This window comes from Erysipelothrix sp. strain 2 (EsS2-6-Brazil) (genome assembly GCF_016617625.1).
Taxonomy (GTDB): Bacteria; Bacillota_I; Bacilli_A; order Erysipelotrichales; family Erysipelotrichaceae; genus Erysipelothrix; species Erysipelothrix piscisicarius.
In genome coordinates this window covers 16736-33329 of the sequence record NZ_SBAR01000011.1, presented here as the reverse complement: position 1 = coordinate 33329, position 16594 = coordinate 16736, and the positions used below count along the sequence as shown (strand labels likewise).

Below are 16594 nucleotides of genomic sequence, written 5' to 3'. Positions count from 1 at the left end.
ATGTCAATGACATCGCGATGGAACACATGAGAGGGACGAAAATGAAAAAACTATTTTGGAAAATTAAGTATTATTTTAAACGTCTTTTTAGTATGGATTTTTCTGGATTTAAAAATGCTATCCAATATGCACATGAAAAGAGTGGGCGTTCTCGTATCGTGTTATTTTTTGATATGGTTTGGTGTTCATTTAAATATACTGCGGGCTATGTTGATTACAATGAGTTTGAATTCTATGATTTGAACAGTAAGCAACGGGAAACCTTTATTACACTCGGTCATTCTGCAAGGATTGCTAAGTACTATAATGATCCTGAATATCTCGATATTTTTGATGATAAATCAATTTTTGTGAAGCGTTTTAGTGATTTTGTTCACCGTGATACCTTTGATATTCGTGAAAGCGACGCAAAAGGGCTTGAAGCCTTTGTTCGTAAACACGGAAAAGTCATGGCAAAACGTACAACGGATTACGTTGGTCGTGGTATTGAGGTTGTTGATGTGAATGAAAATCCGGATCTTGATTTTGAAGAACTTTATGTAGCATTGATGGATAACCGTCAATATCTTATTGAAGAGTTCTTTAAACAACATCCTAAAATGAATGAATTATCACCTACGAGTGTTAATACGCTGCGCGTCATTACATTTTTAGATGATGAGAATGTTCCTCGAATTTTAGTATCGGTATTAAAATCGGGATTAGGAAGCCACGTTGATAATATCGGTCAGGGCGGTATGTATACCATTCTTGATGATACGGGAACCGTTGTTTACCCATTTATCGACAAAAACTGTAATCAACATACAAAGCATCCAATTACTGGAACTGATTTGATTGGTTTTCAAGTGCCCCATTATGAACAACTGATTTCGAGCATTAAAGAAGCGTGTCTTGTGATTCCACAAGTTCGCTATATGGGTTGGGATGTTGCGGTTGGTGTTGATGGTCCTGAAATTATTGAAGGCAATTCATCGACTGGTCCATTCCAAGTGATTCCAAGTATGTCTGATGAAAAAGTCGGTGTTAAGCCGATCTATGATCAATACATTAAAACGTATTAAAGAGCGAAAGCTCTTTTTTTATCTGCTCAGGTCTAATTGACGGGTAAGTTTCTATGTGATAAAATAAGATAAATCGTTGAACAAGAAGAGTAACTTATGGATTGAGCTAAGAGAGTTGTTGGTTGGTGCGAAACAATCTGATGCATGAGTGAAGGTAGCTTGGGAGATTAATGTCTGAACGTTAAGTAAGATGTTACGTAGCCCGCGTTAACGGCTAGAAGGCATACGCATGTATGTAAATTAAGGTGGTACCACGATTCATCGTCCTTTGGATGGTGTTTTTTTTATTTTTTAAGGAGGAATTATGAAGGCTAAGACAGATTTAGTACTTGAAACGGAGCGGTTAATTCTTCGTTCGGTCGTTCTTGAAGATGCCGATGATATGTATCTCTATGCACGGACGTATCAAGTAACACGTATGACACGATTTAAGCCTCATCAAAATGTCGAGGATACGAAGCAGGTAATTAAGAATGTCTTTTTATCCAGACCTCAAAAGGGTTGGCCGGAAGCGTTTGCGATTACTTTAAAAAATAATGGCCGAATGATTGGTACGTGTGATTTTTGGCCAATCAGTGAATCGGAAGGTGTGTACGAGATGGGTTATGCATTAAATCCGCGTTTTTGGGGATTAGGTCTGATCACTGAAGCGGCAACTGCGGTTTTAGATTTCGCATTTAACACATATGATGTACGTCGTATGGAATTGAAACATTTAAAGTGTAATCCCGCGTCGGGTGCTGTCGCACGAAAAATAGGTTTTATTGAAGAAGGAATCAAACGTCAAGCGGCGAAGTTCGAAGACGGCTATGATGATATTGTATGTTATGGACTACTCAAGGAGGAATATGATGACCGAGAAACTGGCGAAGAAGTATGCTCACAACGAAGTTGAATTAAATAAATACAATGAATGGATTGAAAAGGGTTATTTTACCGCAGGAGATACCTCAAAGGCGCCTTATTCATTGGTAATTCCACCCCCAAATGTTACAGGTAAATTACATTTAGGGCACGCATGGGATAATACATTACAAGATATTATTATTCGTTATCAGCGATTGCTGGGTAAGGACGCACTTTATTTACCTGGTATGGATCATGCAGGGATTGCGACTCAGGCTAAAGTTGAGCAAAAAATGCGTGAACAAGGCATTTCACGATATGATCTTGGGCGCGAGGCTTTTTTAGATAAATCGTGGGAATGGAAAGAAGAATATGCGGGTCATATTCGCGAACAATGGTCTAAACTGGGGATTTCAGTTGATTATTCGCGTGAACGATTTACACTTGATGAAGGTTTAAACCAAGCAGTTAATAAAGTTTTTGTGGATTTATATCGTGATGGTCTAATTTTTCAAGGTTATCGCATTATAAACTGGGATGTTGAAGCACAAACTGCGCTTTCAAATATTGAAGTGATTCATAAAGAAGTCGAAGGGAATTTCTACACATTTGACTATACTGTTGTTGAAACAGGGGAACAATTGAAAGTTTCCACAACACGTCCTGAGACGATGTTTGGGGATGTTTGTATTGTTGTCCATCCGGATGATTCTCGTTACACTCATGTTGTCGGTATGCATGCGATTAACCCTGCCAATGGGGAATCTTTACCGATTATTACCGATGATTACATCGATATCGAATTTGGTACGGGTGTCATGAAATGTACACCTGCTCATGATCCTAATGACTTTGTTATTGGTGAAAAATATGGTCTTGAAATGCCAATTTGTATGAATCCTGATGGCACGATGAATGATCTTGCAGGGAAATACCAAGGTATGGAACGTTTTGAATGTCGTAAGGCTTTAGTAGCGGATATTGAAGCAGCTGGTAAACTTGTTTCAATCGAGAAACATGTACACCAAGTTGGGCACTCAGAACGTACGGATGTTATTGTGGAACCATATCTTTCAAAACAATGGTTTGTTAAGATGAAGCCCTTAGCGGATGAAGTTCTTGCACACCAACAAGGTGATGATAAAATTAATTTTTACCCGGAACGCTTTGAAAATACGTTCACACGCTGGTTGGATAATATTGAAGATTGGTGTATATCGCGTCAATTATGGTGGGGTCACCGTATACCCGCATGGTTCCACAATGAAACTGAAGAGATTTATGTAGGACTTGAAGCACCGGAAGATATTGAAAATTGGCATCAAGATGAAGATGTTTTAGATACATGGTTCTCGAGTGCATTATGGCCGTTTTCAACGCTTGGATGGCCAGAGAACACAGAAGATTTGGAACGTTATTATCCAACGAATGTCTTAGTAACCGGATATGATATTATCTTCTTCTGGGTCGCACGTATGGCTTTCCAAGCCCGTTATTTTACGAATTCAAGACCATTCGAAGATGTCTTAATTCATGGTTTAATTCGTGATCAAGATGGCCGTAAGATGAGTAAGTCATTGGGTAATGGTGTTGATCCAATGGACGTGATTGAAACGTATGGTGTTGATGCCTTGCGTTATTTCCTCACGACAAATTCAACACCGGGTCAAGATATGCGCTATATGCCAGAAAAAGTAGAATCTTCTTGGAATTTTATTAATAAAATTTGGAATGCATCCCGTTTTGTATTAATGCATATAGAAGACGGCGTTTATGAACTCGAGAAAGCTACATTATCACAAGTTGATCGTCATATTATCGATAAGTTTAATCAAACACTTGAAGAAGTATCACGAAATATGGATAAATATGAATTTGCGCTCGTAGGAAATACCTTAACACGTTTTGTTTGGGATGATTTCTGCAGCTGGTATATTGAATTGAGTAAGAGCGGATTACAAAGTGATGTGGCTGATGTTGTGTACGCAACCAAGGCAACGCTCTCACATATGCTTAAAAACATTGTCATCCTCTTACATCCTTTTATGCCATTTGTTACTGAAGAAATATATTGTGCATTACCGAATCATTTAGATTCGATTAACTTGGAATCATGGCCAGTTGCACTGGACATTGAATCAACAGATCTTGAAGAAGTTGACTTTATGATTGAAGCAATTCAAGCAGTTCGTGAGGTTCGTGTAAGTTATGATGTGAAACCTTCGAAACCACTAAACGTTGCGGTTCTCGATGCAAATAATGGCGTGTACGCTTTTAATCCAGTACTTACACGTATGTTTGAATCGATGGCTAAGGTTACTATAACCTCATTACCTGAAGGCAGTATTACCCAACCAATTCATGGTGGTGCAATCTGTTTCGTACAAGAAGAGCTTGTTGATCGTGAAGCGTTGGTTGCGAAACTTCAAAAAGAGCAACAAAAACTTGAAAGTGAAATTACTCGTGCAGAGAAAATGCTTTCAAATGAAAAATTTATTGCGAAAGCGCCAGAATCAAAAGTATTAGAAGAACGCGCTAAACTTGATGAATATCGTCGTCAACTATCATTGGTTTTAGAACAATTACAATAATTAAAAGGACCCTCGAGGTCCTTTTAATTTGCTTAAATTACGAATGTACGTGTATAATCGAACTTAGAAGGATAGGTTATGAATATGAAATTAGATAAAACAACATTCTCAATTATTGAATTTAACGAAGAGGTGGGCTACCTTGAAACGAAAGCTGAAGAAGGATTGATGCTTGAAAGCTATGATGGAATTGGCTACCATTTCAAGGAAAGTGAGCCAGCCAAATTAAACTTCGAAGTGGCGTATACAATAGAACCGATGCACGACAACCTTATGGACTTGTATCTGAATCAAGGATTTATTTTAATTTGCGATTACAGGAGTGAAAAAGGAGGAACTTATTATTATTTCGCAAGACCACGTTCAAACCAACCCATAGAATCGTTTAATGAGGACCGCGTTGAGGTCATAAAAATGATGATCCACCGCATTGAACGGTTTACAGGGATTGTAATTGGGGCGTTGCTTGTATTTTTCATCTATTTGTATTTAAATTATCGCAATAATCTTTATTTCATTATTATTGGTGCTGGTGGCGTTTTGGGTATCTATACGTACCAACTTCGTCGTAAAGCGAAAGCGGTACTTGAAGAAATTAGTAAATAATACTGGTAAATCAAGTAAAAATTTACTAAAATCAAGATAGAGGTACAAACTAAATAAAAAGGAGGAAATTATGGCTACCATTAAAGATATCGCATTGAAGGCACACGTCAGTCAGGCAACCGTTTCTCGGATCTTAAATGAGGATCCAACATTAAGTGTCAAAGATGAAACCCGTGACGAAGTGTTTCGTGTTGCGAAAGAATTGAATTACCGGATTAAGAAAAAGAATAAAAAAGCAGATGTATTGATGGTTGGTATTGTTCAATGGATTTCAAGTAATGAAGAGGAAGAGGATCCCTACTACTACTCACTCCGTATGAGTGTTGAGAATTTCTGTATCAGTCATAAAATTCAAATAAAGCGTTATTATAAAGAGAATATGGTTGATGTATTTTTGGAAGATGATCTGGATGGATTAGTCTGTGTTGGTAAGTTCTCACACCAACAGGCAAATGATTTGGAACGGCATTGTCCTGCGATTGTATTTGTGGATTCAAATCCTGATTCGCACAAATATTCTGCTGTTGTACATGATCTTGAAGGGGCTACTGCAGCTGCAATCAACCATCTTAAAGCGATGGGACACACACGTATTGGCTATATTGGAGGTCGTGAGTATTTAGGGGCTACGAAGATTGAATATGTTGATCGACGCGAAAGTACATTTAATGAGTTGATGCAAAAGGATCCTGAATTGGATTTTAATAAAGCGAATGTTTACTTGGGGAAATATACAGCTCAAACGGGATATGCAAGTGTGATTGAAGCATTAAAGCATGAAGTTGTACCTACAGCTTTTGTTTGTGCAAGCGACACGATTGCAATGGGTGCATTACGAGCTTTAGGGGAAATGAAAGAATCAATCCCACACCAAATATCCATCGTCGGGTATAACGATATTGCCAGTGCTAAGTTCTTTAATCCGCCCCTTACAACGGTTGCGTTGGATACAAAATACATGGGTGAGTTGGCAGCGCAATTGTTGACATTGATGATTAGCTCTAAGAGTTTTATCCCGGTTAAGGTTGTCTGTTCCACGAAGCTGGTGGTTAGAGAAACTGTATTTTCAGTAAAAACTTTACTGTAAGCGTTGACATAAGCGCTTACATGGGTTATTATGACCTTGCTAGTGGTAAAACATTTACTAGAATTTAGTACAGGAGGAAGTACAGATGAAGAAATTGAGTAAATTGATTTTAGTATCATTGTTAGCGCTTACTTTATTCGGATGCTCATCCAAGGGTGGAGCAGAAGGAAATGCTAATGAAGGTGGAAAGACTTACAACATCGGAGTTGCAATCTATAAATTCGATGATAACTTCATGACACTATATCGTGAAGAACTTGCATCATACTTTAAAGAAGTAGGGGAAAAAGACGGAAACACTTACAAACTTGACATTCAAGATGGTAAGCAAGACCAAGCAAACCAAACAGAGCAAATTAATAACTTTATTGCTCAAGGTAAAGATTTAATCATCGCAAACATGGTTGACCCTACAGCAGCAGGATCAATTATCAATTCAGCAAAAGCAAAAGACATTCCAGTTGTATTCATTAACCGTGAACCAGAAACACAAGAATTAGAAATCTGGCCAGGAAAAACAACATATGTTGGTGCTGATGCAACACAATCCGGAACAATCCAAGGATATATGATCGCAAACCTTGAAAATAAAGGTGATATCGATGGTGATGGCGTTGTAAGTTACATTACTTTAATGGGTGACCCTGCAAACGTTGATGCAAAACAACGTACAGAGTTCTCAGTTAAAGGTCTTGAAGAAAAAGGCGTTAAAACAAGTGCTTTAGCTCAACCTTACCAAGCGAACTGGGATACAGCTAAAGGTCAAGAATTTACAGCAAACGCATTAGAACAATTTGGAAATAAATTAGAAGTTGTATTTGCAAATAATGACGGTATGGCAGTTGGTGCTGTTACAGCAATCGAAGCAGCTGGACGTAAAGTTGGTGAAGATATCTTCGTAGTTGGAGTTGATGCAATTCCAGATGCGATCGAACTTCTAAAAGGTGGTAAGTTAACAGGTACAGTTCTTAATGACCACTTTAACCAATCACACACAGCAGTTGATGTAGCACTTGAATTATTGCAAGGAAAAGATGTTTCAGCTTACTACTGGCATGATTATGTTGGAGTAACAAAACCTGAAGAAGCAGAACTTAAACGTGCAGAAGCTCGTAAAGAAACTGTAGAAGAAGCAGTAAAACGTTACGCAGAACGTGACGCTCAATAATTTAAAAATACGTTAATGTTTAATCTCAAGTGTGCTTAACGGCACACTTGAATATTTATAAGGATAGGAAGGTGACCGACATGAGCGAATACATCCTAGAAATGAAAGATATTAATAAAACATTCCCTGGGGTTAAAGCATTAGACCATGTCAATTTACGATTAAAACCGGGTACAGTTCATGCACTTATGGGTGAAAATGGAGCTGGGAAATCAACGTTGATGAAATGTTTATATGGAATCTATCATAGAGATTCAGGGTCCGTAATCTTTAATGGTAATGAGGTTGAATTTAAAGATGCAAAGGAAGCCATTGATTCAGGAATTTCAATGATTCATCAAGAATTACAACCAATTCGTATGATGACTGTTGGGGAAAATATTTTCTTAGGAAATTACCCAATGACCAAATTTAATACGGTCGATCATAAGAAAATGTATCATGAAACGAAACGTTTATTAGAAGAAGTTGGATTGGATGTGGAGCCAACAACGTTACTTAATGAATTAACCGTTTCACAAATGCAGTCAATTGAAATTGCAAAGGCAATTTCGCATAACGCTAAGGTTGTAATTATGGATGAACCAACATCATCACTAACTGCTACAGAAGTGGAGAAACTGTTTGCAATTATTGATAAACTCACCAAAAAAGGCATCGCAATTGTTTATATTTCCCACAAAATGGATGAAATATTAAGAATTTCGGATGAAATAACAATCATGCGGGATGGTTGTTATGTTGGCACATGGCCAGCAAGTGAAATGACGAATGATTCAATTATTAAAAATATGGTTGGTCGTGAGTTGAAAAGTTTATTCCCTCCAAAGACAAACAAACCGACTGATGAAGTTGTCTTACGTGTTGAGAATTTAACGTCACCAAATCCATTGTCATTTAAAGAGTGTTATTTTGAATTAAAACGTGGTGAAATCTTGGGGGTAGGGGGCCTTGTAGGCGCTCAACGTACCGAACTTATGGAAGCGATCTATGGTATGCGCGCAATTGATCATGGGATTGTAAAATTAGGGGATAAACAACTTGTTGTGAATCGTCCTCAAGATGCAATCCGTAATGGAATCGCGCTGGTTACGGAAGACCGACGCGGGAATGGTATCTTTGGTGTTTTATCCGTATCGGATAACGTTGCCATCGCATCGATTGATCAGTATATTCATAAAGGTCTTTTGGATGATAAAAAAATAAGCGAAGTTGTTGATCGCAGTATTGATCGCCTAAACATTAAAACTGCAAGCAAGAAAACGCATATTGAAAATCTATCTGGAGGAAACCAACAAAAAGTAATTCTATCGCGTTGGTTAGCCAATAATCCTGACATTCTAATTTTAGATGAACCAACACGTGGTATTGATGTTGGTGCGAAGTTTGAGATTTACCAAATCATTAATGAGTTAGCTGCTGAAGGTAAGAGCATCATCATGATTTCTTCAGAGATGGCGGAACTTTTAGGGGTCTCAGATCGTATTATGGTAATGTGTGAGGGTCGTGTTTCAGGCTTTTTAGATAAAGAAGAAGCAACACAAGAAAGTGTTATGACGCTTGCAACGAAGTTTATGGAATAAGGGAGAAAAATTATGACAACGCATTTATTTGAAAAAAAAGATAAAAAATTCGATCTTAAAGATTTTTTAACAAATTACTCTATGTATATCGTGGTTGCGGTTATGATTCTGTTTACAGGTATTACACAAGATAACTTCTTTACCGTCGGAAACGTTTCCAACATTCTTGCGAATACATCAGTACGCTTTATTATCGCTTTAGGGGTTTCAGGTACATTAATTATTCGAGGAACTGATTTATCGGCAGGACGTATCGTGGGATTATCCGCATTGATTACCGGAACACTTGTTCAAAAGCCGGACTTTATTGGTAAATTCTTTCCAAATGTTCCAGACATGCCTTTAATTGTACCATTACTGATTGTATTGGTTGTATGTACGGTATTTGGGATTATCAATGGTCTCATTGTTGCTTATCTTAATGTTCCACCGTTCCTAGCAACATTGGGTACACAAATTATGATCTATGGGATCAATATGCTTTACGGTCAAAATAAACCGATTGGTACGTTTAAAGATGAGTTTATCCAAATTGGTCAAGGTAAAATTTTTGGCGCCATTCCATACTTAACGATTATCGCAATTTTTGTTGGGATCTTAATGTGGATCTTATTTAATAAGACAAAACATGGTAAATATATGTATGCGATCGGTGGTAATGAAAATGCAGCTGAAGTATCAGGTGTGAACGTTCGCCGTTCTAAAGTACGTATCTTTGCACTCGCAGGGTTCTTATATGGATTAGCTGGCTACTTACTCTCTGCTAAAACTGGATCTGTTGGACCATCAGCAGGACAAGGTTATGAACTTGAAGCGATTGCATCAGCAACAATCGGGGGTGTTTCAACAGCTGGAGGACAAGGTACAGTACCGGGAATCTTACTTGGGGTATTTGTATTTGAACTCTTAAAAGTTTGTCTTTCATACTTAGGTGTATCACCTGATATGACAAACGTAATTCAAGGTATTGTTATTATTATTGCCGTTGCACTTGATATCCGTAAAACGACACGTAAAAAATAATTATGGAAAAACAACTTGCACAACAATTTGAGACCGTATTTGGTGTAAATCATGAATTTGAATTTTTTGCACCAGGTCGTATTAATTTAATTGGGGAACATATTGACTACAGCGGCGGTTCAGTATTTCCTTGCGCGATTACATACGGTACTTATGCGCTTGTTCGTAAGCGCAACGATAAACAACTCAATCTTTATTCAGCCAATTTTGAGAATTTAGGCATTATCACTTCGGAAGTCGATCAACTTGTTTATGATGAAAAAGATGATTGGGCCAACTATCCCAAAGGTGTGATCAAAATGTTTGAGTTGGAAGGTCATGTATGTGACTTTGGCCTCGATATTCTCTATTATGGAAATATTCCAAATGGAGCGGGTCTTTCAAGCTCAGCTTCGATTGAAGTTCTAACAGCTTGGATTGTCAATAAACTGTTTCATTTCAATGAAGATATGATTACATGTGTTAAATTATCACAGAAAGCAGAAAATCAATTTATTGGTGTAAACTGCGGTATTATGGATCAATTTGCTGTGGGGATGGGCCAGAAAGATCATGCAATTTTATTAAATACGAATACGCTTGCTTATGAATATGTTCCTGTTGAACTGGGGAATGCATCCATCGTCATTGCGAATACAAATAAACGTCGTGGATTAGCGGATTCTGCTTATAATGAACGCAGAGCTCAATGCGAAAAAGCGCTTGCTATTCTTAAAGAGGAATATAATATTGAACACCTCTGTGATCTCTCCTTGGATCAATTGATAGCAAAAGAATCTCTATTTGAAGACAAACTTGTATATCGTCGTGCTTATCATGCTGTAAGTGAAAATGAACGAACTCAGCGTGCTTCAGAAGTTCTTAAATCAGGGGATATTCATGCTTTCGGAATGCTCATGAACGAAAGTCATCAATCGCTTCGTGATGATTATGAGGTTACTGGAATTGAACTTGATACCCTTGTGGAAAGTGCATGGGGTCAAACAGGTACCATTGGTGCACGCGTCACAGGAGCTGGTTTTGGAGGCTGTGCGATTGCGATTGTTGAGAATCAACACGTTGATGCATTCATTCAAAATGTCGGCACAGAATATGCTGAAAAAATTGGGTATGACGCAACATTCTACGTTGCGTCAGTTGGTGAAGGCACACATCAAATTAAATAATTGAAAAGGATGTGGCCTCACATCCTTTTCAACATTCATAAAGGGGAAACAGTATGTTAAATGTGAAACAGGTGATGACACACCAAGAAAACGTCAAAGAAATTACATTAAAAACTGAAGAAGCCGAGGTAAAAATTTTAACTTTGGGTGGAACCATTACATCATTTAAATTGACGGATGATCTTAATGTGGTAACGTCATTTATGAATTATGAAGATTATCTCAATAATTCTGTTTACTTAGGGTCGTGTATTGGTCCTTTAGCAGGAAGAACACGTGATGGAGTGATTCATTCAGATGAAACCACTTTGAATCTAAGTCAAAATAATGGTAAAGCGCATTTACATGGTGGTTATGAAGGGTTATCTACTCGTAATTTAACCATTAAAAGTCTTTATGATGATGACGAACCGATTGTAGTACTTAAAGGGGATTTTAATCATGAACGTGATGGTTATCCAGGTAATGTACGTTATGAGATTATTTATCGTTTAGATGGTTCATCATTGTCGGTCATCTATACTGCAACGCCTTCATGTTCAATGCCTTTAAATCTTACGAATCATATGTATTTTGATTTATTGGGCCATGGTGATTTATCACAGCATCATCTTCTTGTTGACGCGGATTGCGTTGCTTATCTTGATGAGGATTTATGTACGGATGGTACATTGATTGATGTAACGGATACAGTCTTTGATTTACGAGATAACCCATCGCTTGAATCTGTTTTACAAGGCTACCATCCACAATTTCAAAATACACGACATCTAGACCACAATTATCAATTAATCGGTGATAAACGCGTTATATTGTCCGCTATGAACAAATCATTACTTATTGAAACATCGTGCCCGGCGGTTCAAATTTATTTTGCGAATTATTTCGATGAAAGTTTTAAGAACGGTCACGGTCAATTTGCCTTGAATCACTCAGCCATCGCCATTGAACCGGAATATTTACCAGGAAGTTGTGTTCCTTGGTTTTCAGAAGAAAATCCATATCAAGAAATCACGACGTATACCCTTAAGAAATAAGAGAAGACGAAAGTCTTCTCTTTTCATTGATGGGTGACATTTACATAAAGGAATTACCCTTACATTTGTAGATGTAAAAATTGTCATCAAAAGGTGTTCCATTATTAATCATGGAGATACAATCATACACTAGATTCTAAGCGAGATATGATAAGATAAAGGAAGAAAAGAGTGATAGTGTGAAAATAGTTCATTTAGCAGATTTACATATTGGAAGAAGGCTTAATGATTTGAGTCTTCTTGATGATCAACGGTATGTTTTAAATCAAATTATTGAGGCATTCGATACCATCAAACCGCATGTTTTGATTATTGCGGGGGATGTTTACGATAAAGCAAATCCTAGTTCAGAAGCATTTGAAGTTTGGAATGATTTTTTGACGCAGTTAGCGCAACAAAGTATTCATGTTTTAATTATTTCAGGGAATCATGATTCTCAAGAACGGCTGGGTGTGGGGCGTGCTCTTTTTGAAGAACACGATATTTATTTAGCGTCTCATTATACAGGTGCGATTTCGTCGGTAACACTCCACGACGATTTCGGACCCGTTCATTTTTATCTGTTTCCTTATATAAAACCGTCCATGGTGCGCAATTACCATCCGGAGTTTACGGGGAATACATTCCAGGAGGCATTTGAATTTATTTTCCAAGATTTAAAGATAAATCAAGATGAGCGAAACGTCGCGATTGCGCATCAATTTGTAATTGGAAATGGTATGACGCCAATCTTATCCGACTCTGAAATCGGACCCTCTGTAGGCGGGTTGGATGCAATAGATGCATCTTTATTTAAAGCATTTGATTATGTAGCGTTAGGTCATATTCATCGACCTCAGGCAATTGGTCGTGAAACCATTCGATACGCCGGCTCACCGCTAAAGTATTCATTCTCAGAATGCATGCATTCGAAACAATTACCCATCATCGACCTTAATAACGATGTATCCCTTTCGTTTATAGATATTAAACCCCTTCGGGATGTACGTTTGATAAAGGGGCCTTTAGAAAAACTTTATGAAATCGGAAAGGTTGAAGGAAGTGAAGATTATATTCATGCGGTGTTGACGGATGATATTATTCAAGGTGATGCGCTTCATAAATTAAGAAGTGTTTATCCAAACCTTGTGAGTTTGGATTTTGATAATACACGTACATCGACGGAAACTTCACTAGAACGTGCGACAACAATTTTAGAACAAAAACCTTTTGATCTTTTTAATACCTTTTTCACTGCACTCAATGGTCGTGATTTTAATCAGGAAGAATCAGATCTTGTGAAAGCAATTATCGATGAAATTCAGGAGGAAATCTTATGAAACCGATACTTCTTTCGATGCGAGCATTCGGTCCGTATTTTGAAGAAACGACCGTAGACTTTACACAGTTTCACGAAGGTTTATTTTTAGTGACTGGCGATACAGGTGCAGGAAAAACCACTATTTTTGATGCCATATCTTTCGCGCTTTATGATGTAGCCAGTGGGAGCCAACGTCAATCAGAATCACTTCGAAGTGATTTCGCGGATCCCTCTGTTGAAACGTACGTTTCGTTAACCTTTAGTCATAGAAATGAGACTTATCGCATTATTCGAAAACCTCGCTATGAGCGTTTAAAAGCGCGTGGAGAAGGCACAACCGTGCAGAATGCAACGGTACAACTTTATCTTCCAAATGGTCAAGAAATGGACGACATGAAAGCGGTGAATGCGAAGGTTGTAGAAATTATTGGTTTGGATGCACAACAATTCAAACAAGTAGTCATGATTGCGCAAGGAGAGTTTTTAGAACTTCTAAATGCATCAAGTACGAAACGTTCCGAAATTTTTCGGACACTTTTTGATACGGAATTCTATCTTAAACTTCAAGAAAAATTAAAACAGAAAAATCTCAATCTAAAACGGGAATTGGAACATACAAAACATGAAGTGCAAAGTGTGTTAGATGGACTTCCAGATTCCATCGAAACGATTGAATATACAGGATTTAATCTTGACGATGTTAAGGATGATTTGGAACAAAAACAGGCGATAATGATAAAGCAACGCGCATCACAGCTTGAAACACAACAAAATTTCTCGATTAAACGGGATGTCCTTCTGGAATCAATTAAATCGTGGCAGTCTCATCAGCAAATTTTGAATTCTATTAAAGATAAAGAAATCGAAGCAGCTCAGTTGTATAAGCAAAAATCGGACTTTGAGGTCTTACGAAAAAATTTTGAAACTGAAACACTCATTGTGAACCACTTGATGCCGGTACATCACGCGCTTAAAGCTAATGAGGCAAAAATAGCGGCGCTAAATCTTCGTTACCAGGAAATTTGTGCCAAACTAAATACAGTTCAAAAAGAGTTCCAAGAAATTGAAGAACGTTATCTTCAACGAAATATACGTTTGGAACAGCTCGAACTCTTAAAACAACAAAAAACGATGTACACGAAAATGCTACCTCAATATAAGGCCTTGCAGACAGCTAACGATGCATACAAACAGGTAACAAGTGACCTTGATGCATTGAGTCAAAAAGAAAAGACGATGCTTAAACAGATTGAAAATAAAGAAACGTTGAACTCATCGATTTCATTGCTTATTGAACAAAAAAATGAACTTGAAAAACTCATTTTAATCCGATTGCATGAACTTGATACAGATTGCCAGCAATTAGAACTTAAACAAAAACACATTCATGACTTTGATCAAAAAAATATTCTTACAAGGCAATGGGAAAAGGCGTCTGATGAATACCGTGAAAAAGAACATGTTTATTTGCAAGCAAGAGATCAACTTGTGAAACAAGAACTGCGCTATTACCAGGAACAAGCGGGTATGCTAGCACAAAATCTTGAAGAAGGATCCCCTTGTCCGGTCTGTGGTTCCTATGATCATCCAAACCCAGCCCAGGTTGTGGAATCGGTTCTAACTTATGATGAACTTCAAGTATTAAAAAACGAGGTTCAAAAGAAGCAAGAAGGGTGCCAAAAGCAGGCGTTGGTTTGTAATAATCTCAAATCAAAAATTGAAAACATATCAAAAGAAATTGGACCTATTGATGAGATAGCGCTACGCGAGGATTATCAATTGCATCGAGAACGGATTGATGCGAAGAGAGCCCTAATTGATGAACACAAACGTAACCTTGAAACCCAAACTTCACAACTAAATGCACTCCAACAACAACATCAAAATTTAGATAGTCTCAACAATGACTTAGAGAAACTGAAAGAGACCCAACATCAAATTCAAATGCGTAAAGTTTCGCTTGAAGCACAAATAAATATGATTCAAGCTGAATTAGAGTTCGAAAGTATCACGATATTGTCAGAGAAAATCGATCATTTAGATGTGCAAATTATAAGCGCGGAAGCCAAGGAGCGTCACGAGTTGGAACGATATCAAGCGACCGCTCGTCTTCTTGAACAGATCGGAACTCAACGAATTGAGACGTCAAAACAACTTGAAACAGAACGTGATGAATGTTCGGAAAAACAACATCAGTTAGAAAAACTCAGTAAAAAATATGCCATTAACCTTGAAGCGGTTGACTGGAGTACGCTCAACGAAACACGTCTTAATGAGCAGGCGCAACAACTGAAAGATTATGACCATCGAATCATTCAACTGAGTTCTGAGATTAATCAGTTAAAAGCTCAATCGAAGGAAACACCGAAACAGAGCTTGGAACACTTAAGCGAAGAAAAGGATGACGTTGAGAAAACATTAGCCAATCTTAATACATCGATACAAGAGGTTTCAACCCATACTGCGAGCTTGGCAATGGTATTGAAGCGATTGGAAGTCATTCAAAAAAACAGTGCAACGCTGGAACGACAAGGTGCATTATTGGATGGCCTTTCGAAAACTGCGAACGGTGATTTAAGTGGTAAACAAAAAATCGCACTTGAACATTATGTTCAATCAGCATATTTTGATTACATTGTGGAAGAAGCAAACAAACGGTTTACGCCAATGACTTCAAATCGATATGTTCTTTTAAGACAAGAAAAAGCTGAAAGACTTAACACAAAGTCGGGCTTAGATTTGGATGTTTATGATCAATACACGGGTAAGATACGCTCGGTTAAGTCTTTATCGGGAGGAGAGTCCTTTAAAGCATCGTTATCACTTGCTTTAGGATTATCAGATGTAGTACAACGGTTTTCAGGTTCAGTTCGTGTCGATGCTCTCTTTATCGATGAAGGGTTTGGAACATTGGATGATACCTCACTCCAACAAGCCATGAAATCATTAACGGACCTTGCAGGCACTGCGGAATATGTCGGTATCATTTCTCATGTGCCGGAGTTGAAAACACTAATAGAACAACAAATTATGATCACGAAGACAGAAAAAGGCAGCACAATTAAGACACGTGTGCTTTAAGCCACCTGTCTTTTTTATTGACAAATTCTAGAGATTAGGATA

Annotated in this window: 12 protein-coding genes and 1 other annotated feature; all 12 genes read left to right on the top strand. The window is 37.8% G+C overall.

What is annotated here, in order from left to right; genetic code table 11:
- Nucleotides 1–41: 41 nt before the first annotated feature.
- Nucleotides 42–1064: a sugar-transfer associated ATP-grasp domain-containing protein gene (locus tag EPJ89_RS07065; protein ID WP_125164324.1), complete on the top strand. Its 1023-nt coding sequence runs from the start codon at nt 42–44 to the stop codon at nt 1062–1064.
- A 67-nt stretch (nt 1065–1131) separates the two neighbouring features.
- Nucleotides 1132–1336: a binding site (T-box leader), on the top strand.
- A gap of 32 nt (nt 1337–1368) precedes the next feature.
- Complete coding sequence (locus EPJ89_RS07060; RefSeq protein ID WP_200549357.1) at nt 1369–1959, top strand: GNAT family N-acetyltransferase; 591 nt, start codon at nt 1369–1371, stop codon at nt 1957–1959.
- Complete coding sequence (locus EPJ89_RS07055) at nt 1916–4501, top strand: valine--tRNA ligase (protein WP_161637475.1); 2586 nt, start codon at nt 1916–1918, stop codon at nt 4499–4501. Before EPJ89_RS07060 ends, EPJ89_RS07055 begins: the two co-directional genes overlap by 44 nt.
- Nucleotides 4502–4579: 78 nt before the next feature.
- Nucleotides 4580–5107, top strand: coding sequence for a DUF2812 domain-containing protein (locus EPJ89_RS07050; RefSeq protein ID WP_237558317.1), 528 nt, complete (start codon nt 4580–4582; stop codon nt 5105–5107).
- Between the two features lie 70 nt (nt 5108–5177).
- On the top strand, nt 5178–6194 hold the full coding sequence (locus EPJ89_RS07045) for a LacI family DNA-binding transcriptional regulator (RefSeq protein ID WP_161637476.1): 1017 nt from the start codon (nt 5178–5180) through the stop codon (nt 6192–6194).
- 85 nt (nt 6195–6279) lie between these two features.
- Nucleotides 6280–7362 carry a galactose ABC transporter substrate-binding protein gene (locus tag EPJ89_RS07040; protein ID WP_161637477.1) on the top strand — a complete coding sequence of 361 codons (1083 nt, stop codon included), beginning with the start codon at nt 6280–6282 and terminating at the stop codon, nt 7360–7362.
- A gap of 80 nt (nt 7363–7442) precedes the next feature.
- Nucleotides 7443–8945, top strand: a complete 1503-nt coding sequence (locus tag EPJ89_RS07035; protein ID WP_161637478.1) for a sugar ABC transporter ATP-binding protein — start codon at nt 7443–7445, stop codon at nt 8943–8945.
- A gap of 12 nt (nt 8946–8957) precedes the next feature.
- The gene (locus EPJ89_RS07030; protein ID WP_161637479.1) at nt 8958–9968 is read left to right on the top strand and encodes a galactose/methyl galactoside ABC transporter permease MglC; all 1011 of its coding nucleotides are present in this window, start codon (nt 8958–8960) and stop codon (nt 9966–9968) included.
- A 2-nt stretch (nt 9969–9970) separates the two neighbouring features.
- Nucleotides 9971–11134 carry a galactokinase gene (locus EPJ89_RS07025; RefSeq protein ID WP_125164329.1) on the top strand — a complete coding sequence of 388 codons (1164 nt, stop codon included), beginning with the start codon at nt 9971–9973 and terminating at the stop codon, nt 11132–11134.
- A 53-nt stretch (nt 11135–11187) separates the two neighbouring features.
- Nucleotides 11188–12171 carry an aldose epimerase gene (locus tag EPJ89_RS07020; protein WP_200549355.1) on the top strand — a complete coding sequence of 328 codons (984 nt, stop codon included), beginning with the start codon at nt 11188–11190 and terminating at the stop codon, nt 12169–12171.
- Nucleotides 12172–12350: 179 nt separating this feature from the next.
- Nucleotides 12351–13490 (top strand): exonuclease SbcCD subunit D C-terminal domain-containing protein, encoded by a 1140-nt coding sequence (locus EPJ89_RS08885; RefSeq protein WP_200549353.1) that lies wholly within the window; start codon nt 12351–12353, stop codon nt 13488–13490.
- The gene (locus EPJ89_RS07010) at nt 13487–16552 is read left to right on the top strand and encodes an AAA family ATPase (RefSeq protein ID WP_200549351.1); all 3066 of its coding nucleotides are present in this window, start codon (nt 13487–13489) and stop codon (nt 16550–16552) included. The genes EPJ89_RS08885 and EPJ89_RS07010 overlap by 4 nt, the downstream gene beginning before the upstream one ends.
- Nucleotides 16553–16594 lie beyond the last annotated feature (42 nt).